The 19,996-nt window shown below is 66.5% G+C and carries 16 protein-coding genes; 1 reads left to right on the plus strand and 15 read right to left on the minus strand.

Features of this window, described 5'->3' with window-relative positions; genetic code table 11:
- Nucleotides 1-19: 19 nt before the first annotated feature.
- The 8 genes from SX243_00510 to dnaA all read right to left on the minus strand — a co-directional run bounded on the left by SX243_00510 (nucleotide 20) and on the right by dnaA (nucleotide 12,243).
- Nucleotides 20-1,417, minus strand: a complete 1,398-nt coding sequence (locus SX243_00510) for a dipeptidase (GenBank protein MDY7091430.1) — start codon at nucleotides 1,415-1,417, stop codon at nucleotides 20-22.
- Between the two features lie 80 nt (nucleotides 1,418-1,497).
- Nucleotides 1,498-2,292, minus strand: a complete 795-nt coding sequence (locus tag SX243_00515; protein ID MDY7091431.1) for a CPBP family glutamic-type intramembrane protease — start codon at nucleotides 2,290-2,292, stop codon at nucleotides 1,498-1,500.
- Nucleotides 2,293-2,310: 18 nt separating this feature from the next.
- Nucleotides 2,311-2,967: a fructose-6-phosphate aldolase gene (gene fsa / locus SX243_00520; GenBank protein MDY7091432.1), complete on the minus strand. Its 657-nt coding sequence runs from the start codon at nucleotides 2,965-2,967 to the stop codon at nucleotides 2,311-2,313.
- 46 nt (nucleotides 2,968-3,013) lie between these two features.
- Nucleotides 3,014-5,557, minus strand: coding sequence for a DNA gyrase subunit A (gene gyrA, locus SX243_00525; GenBank protein MDY7091433.1), 2,544 nt, complete (start codon nucleotides 5,555-5,557; stop codon nucleotides 3,014-3,016).
- A gap of 92 nt (nucleotides 5,558-5,649) precedes the next feature.
- Nucleotides 5,650-8,055 (minus strand): DNA topoisomerase (ATP-hydrolyzing) subunit B, encoded by a 2,406-nt coding sequence (gene gyrB / locus SX243_00530; protein ID MDY7091434.1) that lies wholly within the window; start codon nucleotides 8,053-8,055, stop codon nucleotides 5,650-5,652.
- 389 nt (nucleotides 8,056-8,444) lie between these two features.
- Nucleotides 8,445-9,584 carry a DNA replication and repair protein RecF gene (gene recF, locus SX243_00535; protein MDY7091435.1) on the minus strand — a complete coding sequence of 380 codons (1,140 nt, stop codon included), beginning with the start codon at nucleotides 9,582-9,584 and terminating at the stop codon, nucleotides 8,445-8,447.
- A 31-nt stretch (nucleotides 9,585-9,615) separates the two neighbouring features.
- Nucleotides 9,616-10,722, minus strand: coding sequence for a DNA polymerase III subunit beta (gene dnaN / locus SX243_00540; protein MDY7091436.1), 1,107 nt, complete (start codon nucleotides 10,720-10,722; stop codon nucleotides 9,616-9,618).
- 240 nt (nucleotides 10,723-10,962) lie between these two features.
- Entirely contained in the window at nucleotides 10,963-12,243 is a 1,281-nt protein-coding gene (gene dnaA, locus SX243_00545) for a chromosomal replication initiator protein DnaA (GenBank protein MDY7091437.1), read from the minus strand.
- A 716-nt stretch (nucleotides 12,244-12,959) separates the two neighbouring features.
- Here dnaA and mutY point away from each other — a divergent pair.
- Entirely contained in the window at nucleotides 12,960-14,063 is a 1,104-nt protein-coding gene (gene mutY, locus SX243_00550) for an A/G-specific adenine glycosylase (protein ID MDY7091438.1), read from the plus strand.
- Nucleotides 14,064-14,105: 42 nt separating this feature from the next.
- On the opposite strand, the gene SX243_00555 is transcribed toward mutY, so the two are convergent.
- The 7 genes from SX243_00555 to SX243_00585 all read right to left on the minus strand — a co-directional run.
- Nucleotides 14,106-15,086, minus strand: coding sequence for a cyclic nucleotide-binding domain-containing protein (locus SX243_00555; protein ID MDY7091439.1), 981 nt, complete (start codon nucleotides 15,084-15,086; stop codon nucleotides 14,106-14,108).
- A 39-nt stretch (nucleotides 15,087-15,125) separates the two neighbouring features.
- The gene (locus SX243_00560) at nucleotides 15,126-15,716 is read right to left on the minus strand and encodes an AAA family ATPase (protein ID MDY7091440.1); all 591 of its coding nucleotides are present in this window, start codon (nucleotides 15,714-15,716) and stop codon (nucleotides 15,126-15,128) included.
- 12 nt (nucleotides 15,717-15,728) lie between these two features.
- On the minus strand, nucleotides 15,729-16,865 hold the full coding sequence (locus tag SX243_00565; GenBank protein ID MDY7091441.1) for a glycosyltransferase family 2 protein: 1,137 nt from the start codon (nucleotides 16,863-16,865) through the stop codon (nucleotides 15,729-15,731).
- Nucleotides 16,862-18,175, minus strand: coding sequence for an aspartate aminotransferase family protein (locus SX243_00570; GenBank protein MDY7091442.1), 1,314 nt, complete (start codon nucleotides 18,173-18,175; stop codon nucleotides 16,862-16,864). Before SX243_00570 ends, SX243_00565 begins: the two co-directional genes overlap by 4 nt.
- Before the next feature lie 13 nt (nucleotides 18,176-18,188).
- Complete coding sequence (gene recR / locus SX243_00575) at nucleotides 18,189-18,791, minus strand: recombination mediator RecR (protein MDY7091443.1); 603 nt, start codon at nucleotides 18,789-18,791, stop codon at nucleotides 18,189-18,191.
- Between the two features lie 49 nt (nucleotides 18,792-18,840).
- Nucleotides 18,841-19,134, minus strand: a complete 294-nt coding sequence (locus tag SX243_00580) for a YbaB/EbfC family nucleoid-associated protein (GenBank protein ID MDY7091444.1) — start codon at nucleotides 19,132-19,134, stop codon at nucleotides 18,841-18,843.
- 45 nt (nucleotides 19,135-19,179) lie between these two features.
- Nucleotides 19,180-19,996 (minus strand): hypothetical protein (locus tag SX243_00585; protein MDY7091445.1); only part of this gene is annotated, 817 nt, incomplete at its 5' end.

Raw genomic sequence — 19,996 nt, forward strand, 5'->3', positions numbered from 1 at the left:
CGCCCGCGAGCCCGAGGGCTCAGGCGGTTTCGCCGACGCGCTCCAGCAGCCGTGCGACGGTGCGCACGCCGTTGTAGAAGTGGCTGATGTTGAATTTCTCGTTGGGCGAGTGCAGGCGGTCATCGGAGAGGCCGAAGCCGAGGAGCAGCACCGGCACCTCGAGAACCTGAGAGAACGTCGAGACGATGGGAATGGAACCACCCTCCCGCACCCGCACCGGGCGCTTGCCCCACACATCCTCGGCGGCAGCGAGGGCCGCATCCACCAGCGGCCCTTGGGCTTCCACCAGCACCGGCGCGCCGCCGTGATGGTCGGTGACCTCGACGGTGACTCCCGTCGGGGCGATGCGCTGCACATATTCGGTGAACCGGCGGGCGATCTCTTTGGGATCCTGGTCGGGCACCAAGCGCATGGAGACCTTGGCGCTGGCGGTACCGGGGATGATGGTCTTGGCGCCGGCGCCTTGGTAGCCGCCCCAAATGCCGTTGACGTCGCAGGTGGGTCGGGCCCAGGCGCGCTCCACCGGCGAGTAGCCGGCCTCGCCCCAGAGCTCATCGACTCCCAACTCGGCCTTGTACCCCGCGTCGTCGAAGGGCAGGGCGGCGAATTCCTTGCGCTCCCAATCCTCCAGCGGCCGCACGTCGTCGTAGAAACCGTCGATGAGAATCTTGCCGGTTTCCCGATCCTGCAGCTGAGCGAGGATGTGGGCCAGGGCGTTGCCGGGGTTGGCGACGGCGCCGCCGAAGGTGCCGGAGTGCAGGTCGCGGTTGGGGCCGGTGACCTTGATCTCCATGTAAGCCAGGCCCTTCAAACCATAGATCAGCGACGGCTGACCGGGGCCGTACATGGAGCTGTCGGAAACCACCACGCAATCACAAGCCAGCCGCTGGCCGGCGTCCTGGCGCACGAAGATGTCGATGGCCTCGCCGCCGGATTCTTCCTCGCCCTCGACGATGAATTTGACATTCACCGGTAGCGAGCCATGCTCCGCCAGGGTCGCCGCCACGCCCTTGAGGTGGGCGAAGGACTGGCCCTTGTCGTCGGTGGCGCCGCGGGCCACCAGCAGGTCGCCCTCCTCCGTCGGCTCGAAGGGAGGGTTGCGCCATTGGTCCAGGGGATCCGGGGGCTGCACGTCGTAGTGGCCGTAGAAGAGCACCGTCGGCTTGCCCGGTGCCCCCATCCACTCGCCATAGACCAGCGGATAGCCATCGGTTTCGATGCGCTCGGCGGTGAGCCCCGCGTCCTCCATGCGCGCCACCAGCCAATCGGCGCAGCGCAGGACGTCGTCCTTGTAGGCCGGGTCGGTGGAGATGGATGGAATGCGCAGGTAGTCCTTGAGCTCCTCCAGGTAGGTGCCCTTTTCGTTGTCGATGCGGCTCAAGACGCCCTGGCTGTTGTTCTGACTGCTATCCGGCATGAAGGCTCCCCGTTGGATACTGATGGGCGAATGAAAACTGATCAGCCCGGTGCTGGGCGCTAGTGGCGGTGGTGGTGGCCCTATTGTGGCCTTCCATCAGACTCCTGAAGTCTACCAGAGGTGGAACGGCTGAGGCGCCACAGCCCAAAGCCGTTGATGGCCACGTGGGCGACCACCGGCGCCAGCAGATTCTGCCGCCATTCCATCAGCCCGGCGAAGGCCAGACCGACGACGAAGGCATAGATCGCCCACATGCGGAGCGCCCGCCCCGGGCCGGTATGCATGAGGGCGAAGAGGACGGTGGCGAGAAGCCAGCCGAGGGATCCCTGCACCGCGCCGCGAAAGAAGAGCTCCTCGCTGAAGCCCGAGAGGAGGGCGATGGCCAGCGCCTCGTCGGTGGTGATGCCCCCTACCAAGGCCGCCAGCCGGCGTTCCAGCGCTGCGGCGGCGGAAGAAACGCGGCAGGCACCGTGCCAGCCGACGATGACCACCAATGCAGCGCCGAGACCGAGACCGAGGTCCAGGGGCCAGCGGGCGGTGTCGACGAAGAGGGCGAGACAGATGCCGGAGTCGGGGCAGAGGGTGCGGGAGGAGTCTTCGAGCCCCAGCCACACCACCGCCACCACCGAGAGCACGAGATAGAAGATCCACGCGACGCGGTAAAGCTGGCCTCGGGGCAAGGGAGGAGGAACCGACTCCGACGAAGGGTCAGAGTCCTCTGGGGATGGCGAGGTCTCTCGCTCCGCCTCGGCTTCGTGGTTCGAGCCGTCTTCGTGGTTCGAACCGTCTTCCCCACCGGCGGAGGGACTCTCCCGGTCGCTGGGGTGGTTCCCTGGGTCGGCGGAGTCCTCCGCGGGGCTGCGCTCTTCAGTCAAACCGTCGCCGCCGTCGGCTCATTGGTCGAAGCTGCGGCCGGTGCTCTTCCAGTCGGAGAGGAATTGGTCGAGGCCTTTGTCGGTGAGCGGGTGGCGATAGAGCTGGCCCAGCACCTTGAACGGGATGGTCGCCACATGGGCACCGAGGAGGGCGCCCTGGACCACGTGCATGGGGTGGCGCACCGAGGCCACCAGCACCTGGGTGTCGAAGTCGTAATTCTCGTACACCGTCACCACTTCTTCGATCAGCTCCATGCCGTTCTGACCGACGTCGTCGAGGCGACCGACGAAGGGGGAGATGTAGGTCGCGCCGGCCTTCGCCGCCAGCAGTGCCTGGGCGGAGGAAAAACACAGGGTGACGTTGGTGGCGATGCCGTCCTCGGCGAGCTGGCTCGCCGCCTGCAGCCCCGCTGGGGTCAGGGGTACCTTGACCACCACGTTGTCCGCCAGATCGGCCAGCTTGTGGGCCTCTTCGAGCATGCCGTCGAGCTTGGTGGCGAGGACCTCGCCGCTCACCGGGCCGGGGACCAGCTGGGCGATCTCCCGCACCGTCGGCAGATAAGGCTTGCCCTGGCGGGCGATGAGGGTGGGGTTGGTGGTGATGCCGTCCACCATCCCCCAATCGAGGCCGGTGCGGATTTCGTCCAGGTCGGCGGTATCGAGAAAAAACTTCATGGTGCTCTATCCTTGCAAGTTGATGTCCGCGGTGTGGGGCGGAGGATCAATTCACCGGGTCGGGCTCGATCTCCTCGGCCGCCGTCTCGTCGCCGTCGCCCTCGGAGTCCCCGCCGCCGGCCCCCTCGGCTTCCTCCACCTCGTCTCGAGCGGCGATCTTGGCGAGGGCCACCAGGCGGTCTTCGCCGCCCAGGTCCATTACCTTGACGCCCTGAGTGGCGCGGCCGATGATGCTCACACCGCCGACGGCGATGCGGATGATCTTGCCCTCTTGGGTGATCAACATGGCGCCGTCCTCCGGCAGGACCTGGCGAGTGCCTACCACCGGCCCGGTCTTGGCGCTCACCTTGAGGTTGATGATGCCATAGCCGCCGCGGCCCTGAACACGATACTCCTCCAGGCGGGTGCGCTTGCCGTAGCCGCGCTCGCTGACGGTGAGCATCTCCCCTTCCTCCTCGAGCACCGTCAGAGAGACCACCCGGTCTCCGGGGCGCAGGTTGATGCCGCGCACGCCGCGGGTGGCCCGGCCCATGGCCCGAGCGTCTTCCTCCGGGAAACGGATGGCCCGGCCCTGGGCGGTGGCGAGCATCACCTCCTGACCCTCCTCGGTGGCGCGGACCTCCAGCAGGCGGTCCCCCTCTTCGACGTTGATGGCGATGATGCCCCCGACCCGCGGATTGCCGTAGGCGGCCAGGGAGGTCTTCTTCACCAAGCCCTGCTCGGTGGCGAAGATGAGCATGCGATCTTCGGAGAATTCCCGCACCGCCAGGGTGGTGGCAACCCGCTCGGTGGGTTCCAGGTGCAACAGGTTGACAATCGCCTTGCCGCGGGCGGCGGGACCGAATTCGGGAATCTCGTGCACCTTCAGCCAGTGCACCCGGCCGCTCTCGGTGAACACCAGCACGTAGCTGTGAGCGGAGGCGACGTAGAGATGCTCCACCAGGTCGTCGTCTTTGGTGGTCATCCCCAACCGTCCCTTGCCGCCGCGGTGCTGAGCGCGGTAGAGGGCCAGCGGCGAGCGCTTGACGTAGCCGCTGCGGGTGACGGTGATCACCATATCCTCGTCGGCGATCATGTCCTCGATGGTGATCTCCCCTTCGAAGGGCAGGATCACCGTCCGGCGCTCGTCGCCATAGGCCTCGTCGATCTCGTGGAGCTCGCGGCGGATTTCCTCCAGGACCAGCTGGTCGGAGCCGAGGATCGCCCGCAGCCGCTCGATGAGGGCCATCACCTCCTTGTACTCCTCCACCACCTTCTCGCGCTCCAAACCGGTGAGCTTCTGGAGGCGCATGTCGAGAATCGCCTGGGCCTGCACCTCGGTGAAACCGAACCCCTCCATTAGCCCTTCCCGGGCGTCCGCCGGCGTGCGGCTGGCGCGGATGGTGGCGATGATCTCGTCGAGCACATCGAGGGCTTTGAGGATGCCCTCCAAGATGTGCGCCCGGGCCTCCGCCTTGGCCAGGTCGTAGCGGGTGCGGCGGATGATCACCGTCTTGCGGTGATTGAGGAAGTGGGTGAGCAGCTGATGCAGGTTGAGCACCCGAGGCTGATTGTCGACGATGGCCAACATATTCATCCCGAAGGTGGTCTGCATCTGGGTGTGCTTGTAGAGGTTGTTGAGCACCACCTGGGGAATCTCGCCGCGGCGCAGCTCGATGACCACCCGGATGCCGTTGCGGTCGGACTCGTCCCGCAGGTCGGTGATGCCGTCGATCTTCTTGTCCCGCACCAGGTCGGCGATGCGCTCCAGCAGCTTGGCCTTGTTGACCTGATAGGGCAGCTCGGTGACGACGATCATCTGGCGGTCGGCGGAGCGCGGGATCTCCTCGATCTCCGCCTTCGCCCGAACCCGCACGATGCCGCGGCCGGTGTGGTAGGCGGAACGGATCCCCTCCAGGCCGTGGATCACACCGGCGGTGGGGAAGTCGGGGCCGGGGATACATTCGATGAGCTCTTCGATGGACGCGTCCGGACGGTCGATGAGGAGCTCCAGGCCGGAGATCACCTCGTGCAAATTGTGCGGCGGGATGTTGGTGGCCATACCCACGGCGATGCCCGAGGCGCCGTTGACCAGCAGGTTGGGAATGCGCGCCGGCAGCACCGCCGGCTCCTGCTCGGAGCCGTCGTAGTTCTCCACCCAATCCACCGTCTCCTTGCCGATGTCCTCTTTGAGCATCTCCTCGGCGAGGCGGGTGAGACGGATCTCGGTGTAGCGCATGGCCGCGGCGTTGTCGCCGTCGATGGAGCCGAAGTTGCCCTGGCCGTCCACCAGCGGGTAGCGCATGGCGAAGCCCTGGGCCAGGCGCACCACGGTGTCGTAGATGGCGGCGTCGCCGTGGGGGTGGTATTTACCCATCACGTCACCGACGATGCGCGCGGATTTCTTGTACGCCTTGCTGGCGGTGTTGCCCGACTCCCACATGCCGTAGAGCACCCGGCGGTGCACGGGCTTGAGGCCGTCGCGCACGTCGGGCAGGGCGCGGCCGATGATCACGCTCATGGCGTAATCGATGTAGCTGCGCTTCATCTCCGCTTCGATGTCCACCGGCATGGGCATCTCTGCGGGGAGGTTGGGATCCTGTTCGCTCATCTCGATACTCCTGGGAACCTAGCCCGGGGAAAGACCGGCGCTAGGTTGGGGGTGGGCTCCGGGGACGGGCGGTTCCGGGGCTCTCTCGCTACTCAGATATCCAGGTTCTTCACCGCCAGGGCGTTGTCCTCGATGAAGTTGCGCCGTGGCTCCACGTGGTCGCCCATGAGCACGGTGAAGATCTCGTCGGCGGCGACGTCGTCCTCGATCTTCACCTGCAGCAGACGCCGGCGCTCCGGATCCATGGTGGTCTCCCACAGCTGATCCGGATTCATCTCACCGAGACCCTTGTAGCGCTGGATGGAGACGCCCTTCTTGGCTTCGGAGTAGAGGTGGTCGAGGACCTCGTCGACGGTCTCCGGGGTCAGCGTCTCGCCGTCCCGCTGGAGCACGAAGCCCTGCTCCTCGATGGCTTTGAGGGCCAGCTGGTTGCGCGCCATGTCGTGGTATTCGGCGCTGGCCAGCAGCTCGCGGTCCAGCCGCAGGCGCCGGTCGACGCCGTCGCGGCGGCTGACGAAGCTCAAATAGGGGCTGCCGTGCTCCTCGTCAAAGCCGCGCTCGACCTCGGTGAAGCCCAGCTCTTCGAGGCTCTCCGCCAGCGCCGCCAGCTTTTCGTCGTCGCCAAGGGACGGGCGATCCACGATGCCGTGGTGCAGCGCCGCGCGCAAGGCTTCCGCGGGATAGCCACGGGAGACCAGCCGCTCCATGCGGTTGCGGAAAGCTTCCATGCGGTCGATGAAATGGCCCAGCCGGGAGCCGCTCAGGGGCTCGCCGCCGTTGCTCCCGAAGCTCAGCTCCCAGCTCCCCTTGAGCCGGTCGACGAGGTATTCCTGATACTCCAGGTCGTCCTTGAGGTAGGTGTGCTTCTTGCCCTGGGAGACCTTGTAGAGAGGCGGCTGGGCGATGTAGAGGAAGCCGCGCTCGATGATCTCGCGCATCTGGCGGAAGAAGAAGGTGAGGATCAGGGTGCGGATGTGGCTGCCGTCGACGTCGGCGTCGCACATGATGATCAGCTTGTGGTAGCGCAGCCGGGAGACGTCGAAGTCCTCGCGCCCGATGCCGGTGCCCAGGGCGGTGATCAGAGTGCGGATCTCCTCCGAGGTGAGCATCTTGTCGAAGCGCGCCTTCTCGACGTTGAGAATCTTGCCCTTCAAGGGCAGCACCGCCTGGAACTGACGATCCCGCCCTTGCTTGGCGGAGCCGCCGGCGGAATCACCCTCCACCAGGAAGAGCTCGGCGTGTTCCGGATCCCGCTCGGTGCAGTCGGCGAGCTTGCCCGGCAGATTGGAGGAGTCCAGCGCCCCCTTGCGGCGGGTCAGCTCCCGGGCGCGGCGGGCGGCCTCCCGGGCGCGGGCGGCGTCGACGCATTTGTCGACGATGCGGCGGGCGACCTTGGGATTCTCTTCCAGGTAGATGGCCAGCTGCTCGCCCACCATCTGCTCGACCCAGGTCTTGACCTCCGAGGAGACCAGCTTGTCTTTGGTCTGGCTGGAGAACTTGGGATCCCGCACCCGCACCGAGACCACCGCCGTCAGCCCTTCGCGAATGTCGTCGCCGCTCAAGTTCTCTTTCAGATTCTTGGTCAGCCCGGCCCCGGCGGCGTAGTTGTTGACGGTGCGGGTGAGGGCGCCCTTGAAGCCGCTCAGGTGGGTACCGCCGTCGCGGTTCTTGATGGTGTTGGTGAAGCAGAGGATCTGCTCCTGATAGCCGTCGTTCCACTGCAGCGCCACCTCCACCATCTGCGGTCCGATCTCGTCGGTGCGCTCGTCCAGGAGCAGGATGGGCTCGGGGTGGAGGGTGCTGCGGTTTCGGTTCAGGTGCTCGACGAAGCTCTCGATGCCGCCGGCGTAGGAGAAGTCCGAATGCTTGCCGGTGCGCTCGTCGGTCAAAGTGACGTGGACGCCGCGGTTCAGGAACGACATCTCCCGCAGCCGCTGGGCCAGCTGCTCGTAGCCGAACTCGAGCACCGAGAAAATCTGCGGGTCGGGGCGGAAGTGCACGCGGGTACCGGTCTTGTCGGTTTTGCCGGTGGCTTCGATGGGGCCCTGGGGAATGCCCTTGGAGTAGGTCTGGAACCACACCTGGCCGTCGCGCTCGATCTCCAGCTCCAGATGGTCCGCCAGAGCGTTGACCACCGACACGCCGACGCCGTGGAGACCGCCGCTGACCTTGTAGGAATTGCTGTCGAACTTACCGCCGGAGTGCAGCTCGGTCATGATCACTTCGGCGGCGGAGCGGCCCTCGGTCTTGTGCATGTCCACGGGGATGCCGCGGCCGTCGTCGTGGACGGTCACCGAGTTGTCGGTGTGGATGGTCACATCGACACGGCTGGCGTAGCCCGCCTGGGCTTCGTCGATGGAGTTGTCCACCAGCTCGAAGACCATGTGGTGCAGACCCGACAGGTCGTCGGTGTCGCCGATGTACATGCCCGGGCGCTTGCGCACCGCCTCCAGGCCCTTGAGGACCTTGATGCTGTCGGCGGTGTAGTCCGAGCCCAGGATGGTCTCGTCGGTCGGGGATTCGGTAGGCGGTCGATCGGTCAAAGGCGTAGGTCTCCGTATTCGGCTCGGTTCCGGGGAGCCGCCTCGCTCTCGAGGAGCTGGGTCGGGTCGGGTCGAGGAGCGACGCCCCCCAGACTGCGTTCTCCCCCAGACTGCGCTCTCCCCAGACCGAGCACCGAACGCCCTCGAAACGGGGGGCGATGAGGCCGGTGGCGAGGATCGGCGATGCGGGTGGGTTTGAGGCGCCGTAGACCGGGCCCGGAACTTGACAATGATATCAAAAACGGCCGTTTCATGCACCTTCGGGGCGCCGGGCTAGGTTTTTGACAGGCAAGAGCTTACGGCCCCAGGAACAAACTCGCTGGGCAGCTCCGGCGGACAAGCCGTCAGGACGACTCCGAGACCTCCCCACCGGCCACCCGCCAGCGAGCGGCGAACGGGATGGACGACCATACGTCGGGACGGTTGGAGGTGGCGAAGAGCTGGCCGGCGGCGGCGAAGACCTGCCATACCGACTCCAGGGTGGCGGGAGCGAGCTCGGTGTCGGCATCGTCGAGCAGGTAGACCGGCTCCGGACCGTGGGATCCCAACACCCTCCCGTGGGCCGCCAGCAAGCACAGCCCCAGGGCCTTGCGCTCGCCGGCGGAGGCCACCCGCCGCAGCTGATGATCCGCCCAGGCGATGACCAGCTCGTCCCGGTGAGGCCCCACCAGGGGCATCCGGCGCCGGCGCTCCTGGTCCGCCGCCCGCTCCAGCGCCGCCGCCACCGCTGCCTCGCCATCGGGGCCAGCCGTACTCGAAACACCAGCGCTCGCGGATTGGCCGTCCACCCAGGACTGCCGCGGTGACGGCCGATATCGCAGACGGATGGCCGGAAAGTCCAGCGCCGCCTCCTTCAGAACCTGCTCCAGCGCCGCCGCCAGAAGCTCCACGTAGCGGCCCCGCAGGGCGATGACCTCGGCGGCGGCGCCGGCCAGCAGCTGATTCCAGGTCGCCAGCTCACGGCCGCCGTCGGCGAGCACCTGGCGTTTGTGGCCGAGGATCTTGCGGTAGCGGGTCAGCGCCTCCAGCGCCGCCGGCCGCACTCCGATGACGCCGCGGTCGAGAAACCGCCGGCGCACCGCCGGCGGCCCGGTCAGCAGCTCCACTTGCTCACCGGTCCACGCCACCACCGGCAGCACCGCCAAATGCTCCGCCAAGGTGGTGGCGTTGCCGTTGACCCGTCGCTGGCGCCGCCCTCCGCCGGAGCGGCTGCCAGCCCCGCTCGACACCCAGCTCACCTCCAGGCGGGTACGGGCCTGGCCCTCCACCTCCGCCAGCAGCTCGAATCCGTCGGCCCCATGGCGGCAACAATCCGCCACCTGGGCGGTACGAAAGCTGCGGGTGGTGGCCAGCAGATAGATGGCTTCGAGGATGCTGGTCTTGCCGGCGCCGTTGCCCCCCAGCAGCAGATGGCCACCGGCCGCCGGCGACCAGGCGAGGGGTGCCAGATTGCGAAAGCGGCGGCCTACGAGATGGGCGAGCAAGCGGCGGCGGAGGGGTGCGAGAAGCCGGCGCTCACAGGCGCATGGGCATGATCACGCACAGGTAGCGGCGGTCCGGTCCGTCCACCGGATAGCCGACGCATTGGCTGGACTCGTCTTTGAGCTCCAGCCGCACCTCGTCGGTCTCCACCGCGGCGAGGAATTGGGACAGGTAGTCCGGGTTGAGGCCCAGCTGGAAGGTATCTCCGTCGTACTCGCAGGCGAGCTCCTCGGAGGCCTCGCCGAGGTCCGGGTTGGCGGCGGAGATGGTCAGGGCGCCGGGGGCGAAGCTCATGCGCACACCCCGGGCGCGGTCGCCGGTCAAGAGCGCCACGCGCCCCACCGCCTCCAGCAGGTGGCGGGTGCCAAAAATGATTTTCTTGTCGTTGTCCGAAGCGATGACCCGCTCGTAATCCGGGAAGGTGCCCTCGAGGATGCGGCATAGGAGCTCGCGGCGACCGAGGCGGAAACACAGATGGTGGGGCCCGCGGGAGAAGGTCAGGCCGCCGCTGCCGTCGAAACGCTGGAGCTCCTGGAGGGCCTTCCGGGGCACCAAGACGGTGGCCGCCTCGCCCTCGATGCCGGTGCCCTCGAGCTCCGACTCCACCACCGCCAGGCGGTGCCCGTCGGTAGCTACCAGCTCCACCGACGAGCCTTCGATCTTGAGCAGTGCACCGTTGAGTTGGAAGCGCGATTCGTCGGCGGAGATGGCGAAGAGAATCTTGGCCACCATGCGGCGGAAGCTCTGGAACGGGATCTCCGTCGACTGCTCCTCGTTGAACTCCGGCAGAGTGGGGAAATCCTCCGGTGCCTGACCGTGGATCTTGAACCGCGAGTGGCCGGCGGTGATGGTCAGCTCCTTGGGCTCGTCGAGGCGCAGGGTCACCTCGTCGCTGCGCAGCGAGCGAATGATCTCCATGAACTTCTTGGCCTGAACGGTGATGCCGCCATCCGCCGCCACGTCCGCCTCGCACCAGGAGGTGAGGCTGACGTCGAGATCCGTAGCCGCCAGATGAAGCTTCCCGTCGCGGGTGGTGAGCTTCAAGTGGGAGAGCACGGGGATGGTGCTCTTGCGCTCCACGATGCCCTGCATCGGAGCCAGCTCGGTGAGAAATTCAGAGCGGTCGAGACGGATTTCCATAGGGCCTTCTCCGTTCAAAAGAAGGGTGAATATACCATAACCGTAGTCAGTAGTAGGCGCTGTGGATCTGCGGAAAAGTGCAGTAAGTATCGCCTGGGGAAGAGTTTACCGAATCCGCAGAACGAGGGAAATGGGTTGTGGACGACCTGTGGACGAAAGAGGAGAACTCACCACCGGGGAGATTTTCCACAGGCCCTCCACAAATCTTCCGCGACGCTTTCCACTCAGTGTGGGACGGGTTCAGGAGAAATGATCCTGGATGGAGCGCAGGGTTCGGTCCAGGTCCGGATCCGAGGACCGGCTCTGCTCGATGTCCTTGACCGACGAGATCACCGTCGAGTGGTGCTTGTCGTTGAACAGTCGGCCGATCTCCGGGTAGGAGAGGTCGGTGAGCTGGCGGAGCAGGAACATGGCCACCTTGCGCGGGAAGACGATCTGCCGCGAGTTGTTGCGGCTCTTGATCTCGCTGACCTTGAGGCCGTAATTGCGGGCGACGAATTTGATGATCTCCGCCGCCGTCGAGCGGCGATCCTCGGTGGGCAGGATGTCCTTCAAGGTCTCCCGGGCGAGCTCCACCGACAGCGGCTTGGCGGTGAGGGAGGAGAAGGCCAGGACGCGGGTCAGCAGGCCTTCGAGCTCGCGGATATTGGAGCGCACCCGGCGGGCGATGAATTCCGCCACGTCGTCGGGCAGCTCCAAGCCCTCGATATCCGCCTTGCGGCGCAGAATCGCCAGTTTGGTCTCCAGCTCCGGAGACTGGATGTCGGCGATGAGCCCCCATTGAAAGCGGCTGCGCAAACGCTCTTCCAAGGTCGGAATCTTGCGCGGTTCGGCGTCCGAGGACAGGATGATCTGCTTCTGGCTGGTGTAGAGCGTGTTGAAGGTGTGGAAGAACTCTTCCTGGGTACGCTCTTTATTGGCGATGAACTGGATGTCGTCGATCAGCAGGACGTCGATGTTGCGGTAGCGGTCCCGAAAGTCGGGCATGCGGTCGAAGCGGATGGAGTTGATCAGCTCGTTGACGAATTGCTCCGCCGCCAGGTACATCACCCGCAGGTGGCTGTGGTCGCGCAGAATCTTGTGGCCGATGGCGTGCAGCAGATGGGTCTTGCCGAGACCGACCCCGCCGTAGAGGAAGAGGGGGTTGTAGCTGTGGGACGGGCTCTCCGCCACCGCCCGGGCTGCGGCGTGGGCGAATTGGTTGGAATTGCCCACCACGAAGGTCTCGAAGGTGTATTTGGGATCGAAGCGGGGTTGCTGCGGATCGCCGTTTTCTTCCTCGTCGTCGAGAGCGAAGAGCACGCGGAAGGAAGCCCCCTTGACCTCGGAGGCGACGCTGTCGAAGATCTGGCGGTAGGAATCCTCCAAAGTGTGGAGGAAGCGACCGTTGGGAGCTGAGAGAATCAGCCGGTCGCTGTGCTCGGAGCGGACCCGTAGCGGCTCGATCCAGGTAGAGAACTCATCCGGGTCGAGGTGATGTTGCAGCTCCTGTTGTAGCTGCCCCCAGAGAGTTTGCGTCATAGTGCTGGAGAGCGAATGGAAAACCCACAGTTTTTCCACAACCTGTGGAAAAGAGATTGCTCGCTCAAGATTGTCCGCCCAACGGTCGTTTTGGACGGTCTTGCATGAGGGGCCGACAGAACGTCGGCGAAGCTCCGATCTTAGCACAGGATGGAGCTGGCTCAACCCTTGGTTGGCCACTTCTAATCTACTAGTCTTGGTTGCCGCAGAGGACCATTCAAGGACAAGAAAATTCTCTTGTCAGGGATTTTTCTCTTCCACCGTAGATTCTCAAGAGATTTGCTGGAATCTGGCACGCCGATTGCTTCCTTTTATGGTCACTGACAAGAGAGCAACCTCGGGGGAGGTTCCTCCAACCAGCATTGACTCACACCGATTGCGTGATCTTTCGAGATCCCCTACCAATCAAAGTCTTTCCCAATCCCCTAGCTACAGGGGTAGATCAAAAAAGACCAACCAGAAGTCGGAACCTCCCCCGTTCTCTGACCCCTTCCCCAGCCTCTTCGGCACTTGGCCCCGACCTTCGGCTTCATCCCAGCTTCCCTGCCGGCTTTTCATCGTTCTTGCTGCAGCAAGACACCGTGACCCGTGTCGACCTTTGACTAGCGCCTTGACCACCCTCGCCGGTGCTGCGGATTCAGCGTTGCCGGAATGGCCAGGGTCTGCGAATTCGGCACATGGAAGATCTGCTGTCGGCCAAAATGACAGGGTGCGGCATGAGTCGTGACGCTGCGCGGCAGCTGCTCTCTTGGTACGACGACCACCGTCGAGACCTGCCCTGGCGAAAGAACACCGATCCCTATCGTGTGTGGGTGTCGGAGATCATGCTGCAGCAGACGCGGGTGGAGACGGTGATTCCCTACTATGAGGCGTTCCTGGAGCGCTTCCCGTCGGTGGAAGCGCTGGCCCGAGCGCAGCAAGAAGAGGTTTTGGCACGCTGGTCGGGGTTGGGCTACTACCGCCGTGCCCGGCAGCTCCACGCCGCCGCTCAGGCGGTGGTGGAGCGGGGTGGCTTTCCCGAGAACGCCGAGGGATTGCAGGAGCTGCCGGGGATCGGTGCCTACACCTCAGCGGCGGTGGCCAGCATCGCCTTCGGCCAGGCAGTGCCGGTGATGGACGGCAATGTCGAGCGGGTCACCAGCCGGCTTCTGGCATCGGAGGCCAACCCCAAGCGAAGCGCCCAGCGGCGGCGGCTCGTGGCGCAGGCGGCGGAGCTCCTCGATGCGGAGCGGCCCGGTGACAGCAATCAGGCGCTGATGGAGCTGGGAGCGACGGTGTGCACGCCGACGGCCCCGGCCTGCGGGCGGTGCCCCCTGGCCTCGGAGTGCCGGGGCTTTGCCAGCGGGGATCCGGAGCGCTATCCCGAGCCACGGCAACGGCGGGCGCCGGTGCGGTTGTTCCGGCGGGTGGCGCTGGTGATCGAGGCCGAGGAGGAACCCGCACCGCAGGGCCGGGAGCTGCTGCTGCTTTTCCGCCGCCCGGATGACAGCGAAGTGCTGGCGGGGACCTGGGAGTTGCCGTCGGTGGAGGGGCCGCGGGAAGAGTTCTTGGTCTCCGAGGAAGAGTCCCTGGCCAAGAGCCAGGAAGCCTTTGCCGCGCGCTATGGAGGCCGCTGGCGTCTGGCCGAGCGGCGCGGCACCGTCCGCCATTCCATCACCCACCGGGCCTACACCCTGGAGGTCTGGAGCGCTCGGGTGGAGGCTTCGGGAGAGCTGGCGGAAGGACCGGAGGCGGGGTTCTTCTCCGCCGCGGAGCTCGGTGAGCTACCCCTGTCGTCCCAGGTGCGGAAGATTCTTGCTCAGGCTCGCTGGCCGGAGTAGGGGGCTCGCTGGCCGGAATGGCTGGGGACCGGAGTTCCGGCGTCAGCCCTGACCGCCGCCACCGGAAAAAATGAACCAGGTGATGAGCTTCTCGTTGAGCTCCCGCAGACGCTTGGCGATGAGGTTCGAGAGGATGCGCAGGAGCCTCAGGGACGAAACCTTGTGGATGTCCAGCAGCCCTTCAACCACATCCCGGGGAATGGCCAAGAGCACCGCGCCTTCCTCGGGCGCTTTGGCGTCGGCGGACCGGGGCTGGTTGTCGATCAGCGCCATCTCGCCGAAATAGTCGCCGCGCTCCAGGAAGGCCAGGGCCTCCTCGCCGGCGCCGGGGATGTATTTGCTGATCATCACCCGGCCGTCGAGGACGATGTACATCTTGTCGCCCACGTCCCCCTCGTGGAAGATCACTTCCCCCGGTGCCACCTGCTGCTCCTTGGAGAGGGTGGAGAGGAAGTTGATCTCCAGGTTGGAGAGCTTCTGTTCCTGGAAGAGCTTGCGCTTGGCCGCCAGGTCGATGCGGAAATCGGCGGGGGTGCCCTTGGGCTCGAGGCTCGGGCTCGACGGCGGCTTGCCGGCCTCGGAGAAGAATTGGGTGAGCTTCTCGTTGGTGGTGCGCAGCTTGGTGGCGAGGCTCTTCCAAAAACTCCAATAGAGCGCGACGGTGATCCGCTGATCGAGGCCGGCGAGGGCTTCCAGGGCCACCGGGTTGAAGCTCAGGAGCTCGGTTTCGGCGATGACGAAGGCGTCGCCGGAGCGGACCTCGCCGTCGAGGTAGCTGGACTCACCGAAGATCTCTCCCTCCCCGAGCTCCGCCAGGGTGTAGAGACCGTAGGGAGTCTGGCGCTGGATGCGCAGGCGGCCGGTGTCGACCAGGTAGGCGTCACGGCTCGAATCGCCCGCTTTGAAGATGGTGACGCCGGCGGGAAATCGATGCAGGGAGGCGCAACGGGCGAGCTGAGACAGCTGCTCGTCCGAGAAATGGGAGAAGGTCTCCCAGCGGCGGAGGCGGGTTTCGATATCCAAGGCCTGCCTATTCTACTCTCGGATGGATATTTTCGATATTCATAACAACCGTAGCTGAGCTGGCGCCAGTCGCTGGAGCACGGCGGTGGTGGCGCACTCCAGCCAGCCGGCGCGATTCTCCGGGTCCAAATGCAGCGCTTCCAGGCCGCGGCGTTCGAGCTCCACTTCCAGACGCTCGTCCACGGCGCGTTGAAACGCAGGATTCTCCGAGCGGAAACCGTCGGCGGAAGGTCCGTCGCAGATCGGTACTCGGATCAGTAGATCGTAACTGTCCATCCACCAATTTACCAACAACTCAAGACCTTCTTGGGGTCCGTCGCTGAGCAACAGGTAGACGTAGTTGTCCAGGGCGCTGCGATCGCAGATCACCACCGGATAGCGGTGGTAGGCGAGAATCTCCTCGGCGATCTGGGTGTGGAGAATCCACGATTCGGAGGCGACACCGGTCTCCTCGTTGACCGGCAACGGGCAGCGCCGGGCGACCTCGTGGACCACCTCGAGGGCCAGATCCTCGCTCTTGAGCCGCGCCGCCAGGCCATAGCAAAGAGTGGTCTTCCCCACCCCGTGACTGCCGATGAAGGCTACCTTGCAGCGTGTCGGTTCGGAGGGGGCTTCGGTGGGCTCGGTCATAGCCCCCCGATTCTACGGTGATTCGGAATCCGAGGGAGCTTCGTCGGGAGATCTGGGGGCCAGGGGACGGCGAGAGGAGTCGCTGCGAAGTGGCGCCGAGGCGCCGGGTCGGTAGGGGCGCAGCACATCGCCGAGGGCGCGCCGGTGGCCGCGGAGCAGAGCTCGTGCGCGGCGGCGCCCGGCAGCGCGGCCGGGGAGGAGGAAACGCAAAACTCGAAGCGCGACCCAGCCGCTGTGGAGCAGCGCCAGGTAGGCTCGGTAGAGTCTCGAGGGGTAGGGCCGCAGGCGGGTGGCGGTGAGGTGCTCGAGGTAGAACGGCGAGGCCTCGGCAGAGCCGGTGGCTCTCCCCAAAGAATGCACCGCCCGGAGCTGCGGCTCAAAGCGCAGCCGCCAGCCGGCGCGGGCGAGGCGCTGGCAAAGATCGACGTCCTCGTGGTAGAGGAAAAAGGAAGGGTCGAAGCCTCCGACGGCATGCCAGGCCTCGGGGCGCAGCACCAGTGCGGCGCCGGGCAGGAAGCCGACGTCTCGGGCGCGCCGGGCGTCGTCCGGCGAGCGGCTCTGGTACACCGTTCCGGTGAGCCTTCGCAGATGGCCGCCGGCGTACCAGAGTCGCCCCGGGGCGCTGTCGCCGGATGCTGCCGGGGAAGAAGCGGCATGGTCGAGAGCGGTGCCGTCGGGAGCGGTGTCGTCGGGAGCGGTTTGTTCGAGAGGAGTCTGGTCGAGATAGATCGGCCCGGCGGCGGCGCCGACGGCGGGTCTGCCCGGCTGGGCGCAGGCTCCCTCGGTATGAATCACCGCCAGTGCTGCGTCGAGATAGCCCGGAAGGATTCGCAGGTCGTGGTTGAGGACCAGGTAGACGGCGGGCGCTGCGTTCTCCGGATCCTCCGCCAGCTGCGCGCGGCGGGCGAGCTCGTCGAGCCCGTGGTGGACTCCGGCGCCATAGCCGGGGTTGTCGGGGCAGGCTCGGTAGGCTACCTCCGGAGGCAGCCGCTGGCGCGGAAAGTCGCCGGAGTTGTCCACCACCACCACCGTGCGGCGGGCAGCGGAGGGGTCGTCGGCGAGGGCTTGGAGACAGTGCAGGGTGGGTCCGGGGTCTCCGTGGTGGACCACGACCACCCACACCAGCCCCGGCGCCGACGGAGAGGTCATGGCGAGGAGCCGCCTTCAGCCACGGCGGTAAGGGCCTGGCGAAGCAGGGCGAGGCCGGTGTCGAGCTGCCGCTCGGTGATGGTGAGGGGCGGTACCAGTTGGGTCACCGCGCCGGAGGGTCCACCGGCGAGGACCAGGACGCCGCGGCGGCGGGCTTCGGCCACCCAGCGATAGGCGGTCTCGGAGCGATCCAGCTCCACTCCCCAGAGCAGACCGCGGCCGCGGGTCGCCACCACTGGGGGGAAGCGGCGAGGCCAGTCTTGGAGCTCCGTTTCGACCCGCTCCCCGAGGCGGCGAGCGCGGTCTGCCAGAGATTCCTCTTCCAGCACGTCGAGCACCGCCAGGGAGGTAGCGCAGGCCAGGGGATGGGCGACGAAGGTGCCGGTGTGGAGAGCCTCGCCGCCGCTGGCCCACGCTTCCATCAGCCGCCGGCGACCAAGCACCGCGGCGATGGGCAGGCCGCCGCCGAGGGCCTTGCCGCAGCACAAGAGGTCCGGTTCTACCCCCTCCCCTTGGACGGCGAAGAGGTGGCCGGTGCGACCGAAGCCGGTGAAGATCTCGTCCGCCACCAGGAGGACGCCGTGGCGGTGGCAGATCTTCGCCAGGTCGCGGAGCCAGCGGTTGGGAGGGATGAGGACGCCTTCCCGCCCCACCAGCGGCTCTACCACCGCGCAACCGATCTCCGGGTGCTTGGCGAAGAGCCGCTCCACCGCCGCCGGATCGCCGCCGAAGGGCAGGCGGTGGAGGCGATGGTGGAGATGGGAAGCGAAGGGCTGGCGAAATTGGGCGCGGGAGGTGACGGCGAGGGCTCCGAGGGTCAAACCGTGGTAGCCCGGGTCGAAGGCCAGCACTCCGGGACCGCGGCCATTGAGCAGCGCGGTCTTGAGAGCGATCTCCACCGCGTCGGCGCCGGAGATGGCGAAATAGACGAGGGGGTCGGGCACCGGCGCTAACCGGCAGAGGCGCTCCGCCAGCTGGGCTCTGAGGGGATGGGGATGGGCGTCGCCCAGACCGTGGACCAGCCGGCCGCTCTGCCGGCGCAGTGCCGCCATCACCTTGGGGTGTCGGTGGCCGACGGCGGCGACGCCGAAGCCGGCGGTGAAGTCCAGGTAGCGGTTGCCCTCGACGTCGAGGACGTTGGCACCCCGGGCTTCAGCCCAGCCGACGGCGGCGCGACCGTTCTGGAGCGTGTTGATGCCCGGCGCCTCGTAAGTGTCGAGGCACCGGCTGAGCTCGGCGAGGTGAGGCCCCTGGGGCGGAGCCACCATGCGCGGTAGGAGGTCGCCGCGGCGGAGCCGGGGAGAAGTCATGGCGGGCGGCGGGTCAGAGCTCGCGGCGGCCGGCGAGGGAGCGGCCGAGGGTGACCTCGTCGGTGTATTCGATATCGCCGCCCACGGGCATGCCGAAGGCCAGCCGGGTGACTCGGATGCCGCGGGGTTTGAGCAGACGGGCGAGGAACATGGCGGTGGCTTCCCCCTCGACGTCGGGATTGGTGGCGAGGATGACTTCCTTGACCCCCTCGAGCCGAGGCAGCAGATCGTCCACGGTCAAATCCTCGGGACCGACGCCGCGCTGGGGGGAGAGCACGCCCAGGAGCACGTGGTAGAGGCCGCGGTACTCCCCGGTGCGCTCCACTGGGCGAATGTTGAAGGGCTGCTCCACCACGCACAACAGCGAGCGGTCGCGCTGCGGGTCGGTGCAAAAGTAGCAGGGGTCGATGTCGGTGATGGAGTGACAGCGGGAGCAGTGGAAGAGCTTGTCCTTGACCTCGAGGATGGCACTGGAGAGGGCCGCCGCCTCCTCCCGGGGGATGGTGAGCAGGTGGTGGGCCAGGCGGGTCGCGGTCTTGGGGCCGATACCCGGTAGGCGGGTGAGCTCGCCAACCAAGCGGTTGAGGGGCTCGGAGCGGTTCAAGGGCTCGGACATTGGGTTCGCATCTGGGGGCCAAGATCTAGGCGCGCGAGGCGGCCCGGGGTCAGAACATCCCCGGCAGACCGCCGGCCATGGACCCCATCTTGCCCTGCAGTGCCTCGTCCACCTGACGATTGGCTTCGTTGACCGCTGCCAGGATGAGGTCTTCGAGCATCTCCTTCTCGTCCGGGTTCATCATCTCCGGGTCGATCTTGACCTCCACGAGGTTCTTGTGGCCGCTCATCTTGACCACCACCATGCCGCCGCCCACGGAGGCCTCGATCAGCATCTCGGAAAGCTCGCGTTGCATCTTCTCCTGCATCTGCTGAGCTTGCTTCATCAATTGGCGTATGTTCATGGCTTCGCTTGTCCTCGATCCTCTTTTGCCTTGGCTCTTGGGTGCCTAACCGTCTTCGTGGGGCGCGACACTATCTATCCTACCGCCGAAAATGTCCAACACAGTTTGCACCCGCGGGTCTTCCCGAACCGTCGGGTCCGGCGCCGCCTCGTGGACTTTCTCCGTCTCGGCCTGAGCGGGAGCGTCGACGGGATGCAAGCGCCAGGTCATGCCGTCTCCCCACTCCTTGCGCAGGGCGGCTTCGAGCACCTTGAGGTTGCTGTTGCGCTCCAGGGCCCGAGGCCAGGAGGCGTCGTCCCGAGGCACGGAGATGACCAGGGTTCGGTTCTCGACGTGGAGATCCTGAGCACCTTGGAGACGGACCCCCAAGGGCTGTTTCTTGGTGGTCACCGCCTCGAGGAAACGGTCGATGGCGGCGCCGTCATCGGAGCTCTTGGAAGGGGCTCTTCGTGCCGGCGGAGTTGGGCGCTCGGCGTTCTCGGCGCTCTGCTCGCGGTCCGAAGCGGCTGCGGAAGGGGGCGATGGCTTGGAGCGCGGGCTGGGCGCCGGCCGGCTGGGGGACTGATCGAGAAGCTCTGGAGGCGGCTCGGGTCCGGGGTCGCCATCGTCGAAGTCCGGGGCCTCAGGCTCGGTGGTGTCGGCGGCGGCCGGATGGCCGGCGGGATCGCCGGGCGGATCGCCGGACGGAGGGTCTTGAGCCGAGGCGGGCTTTTGGGGCGGCTCTTGGTCCGAGGGTTCTTCTGCCGCCAGGCCTGGCTGGGCCTGCTCCGGAACCGCCTCTCGGGTCTCCTTCTTGGCCTCCTTCTGGGGCTCGGGGTTGCTGGAGGCTGAGGGCGCCACGCCCGCAACCGCCGCCGCGGCG

It is taken from the genome of Acidobacteriota bacterium (assembly GCA_034211275.1).
GTDB lineage: Bacteria > Acidobacteriota > Thermoanaerobaculia > Multivoradales > JAHZIX01 > JAGQSE01.

Excerpts from the sequence above, each read along its gene's own strand:
- SX243_00560 (MDY7091440.1), bottom strand. The coding sequence starts at position 15,716 with ATGACCGAGCCCACCGAAGCCCCCTCCGAACCGACACGCTGCAAGGTA.
- dnaN (MDY7091436.1), bottom strand. The coding sequence starts at position 10,722 with ATGGAAATCCGTCTCGACCGCTCTGAATTTCTCACCGAGCTGGCTCCG.
- recR (MDY7091443.1), bottom strand. The coding sequence starts at position 18,791 with ATGTCCGAGCCCTTGAACCGCTCCGAGCCCCTCAACCGCTTGGTTGGC.
- SX243_00570 (MDY7091442.1), bottom strand. The coding sequence starts at position 18,175 with ATGACTTCTCCCCGGCTCCGCCGCGGCGACCTCCTACCGCGCATGGTG.
- SX243_00580 (MDY7091444.1), bottom strand. The coding sequence starts at position 19,134 with ATGAACATACGCCAATTGATGAAGCAAGCTCAGCAGATGCAGGAGAAG.
- dnaA (MDY7091437.1), bottom strand. The coding sequence starts at position 12,243 with ATGACGCAAACTCTCTGGGGGCAGCTACAACAGGAGCTGCAACATCAC.
- SX243_00510 (MDY7091430.1), bottom strand. The coding sequence starts at position 1,417 with ATGCCGGATAGCAGTCAGAACAACAGCCAGGGCGTCTTGAGCCGCATC.
- fsa (MDY7091432.1), bottom strand. The coding sequence starts at position 2,967 with ATGAAGTTTTTTCTCGATACCGCCGACCTGGACGAAATCCGCACCGGC.
- gyrA (MDY7091433.1), bottom strand. The coding sequence starts at position 5,557 with ATGAGCGAACAGGATCCCAACCTCCCCGCAGAGATGCCCATGCCGGTG.
- SX243_00565 (MDY7091441.1), bottom strand. The coding sequence starts at position 16,865 with ATGACCTCTCCGTCGGCGCCGGGGCTGGTGTGGGTGGTCGTGGTCCAC.
- mutY (MDY7091438.1), top strand. The coding sequence starts at position 12,960 with ATGAGTCGTGACGCTGCGCGGCAGCTGCTCTCTTGGTACGACGACCAC.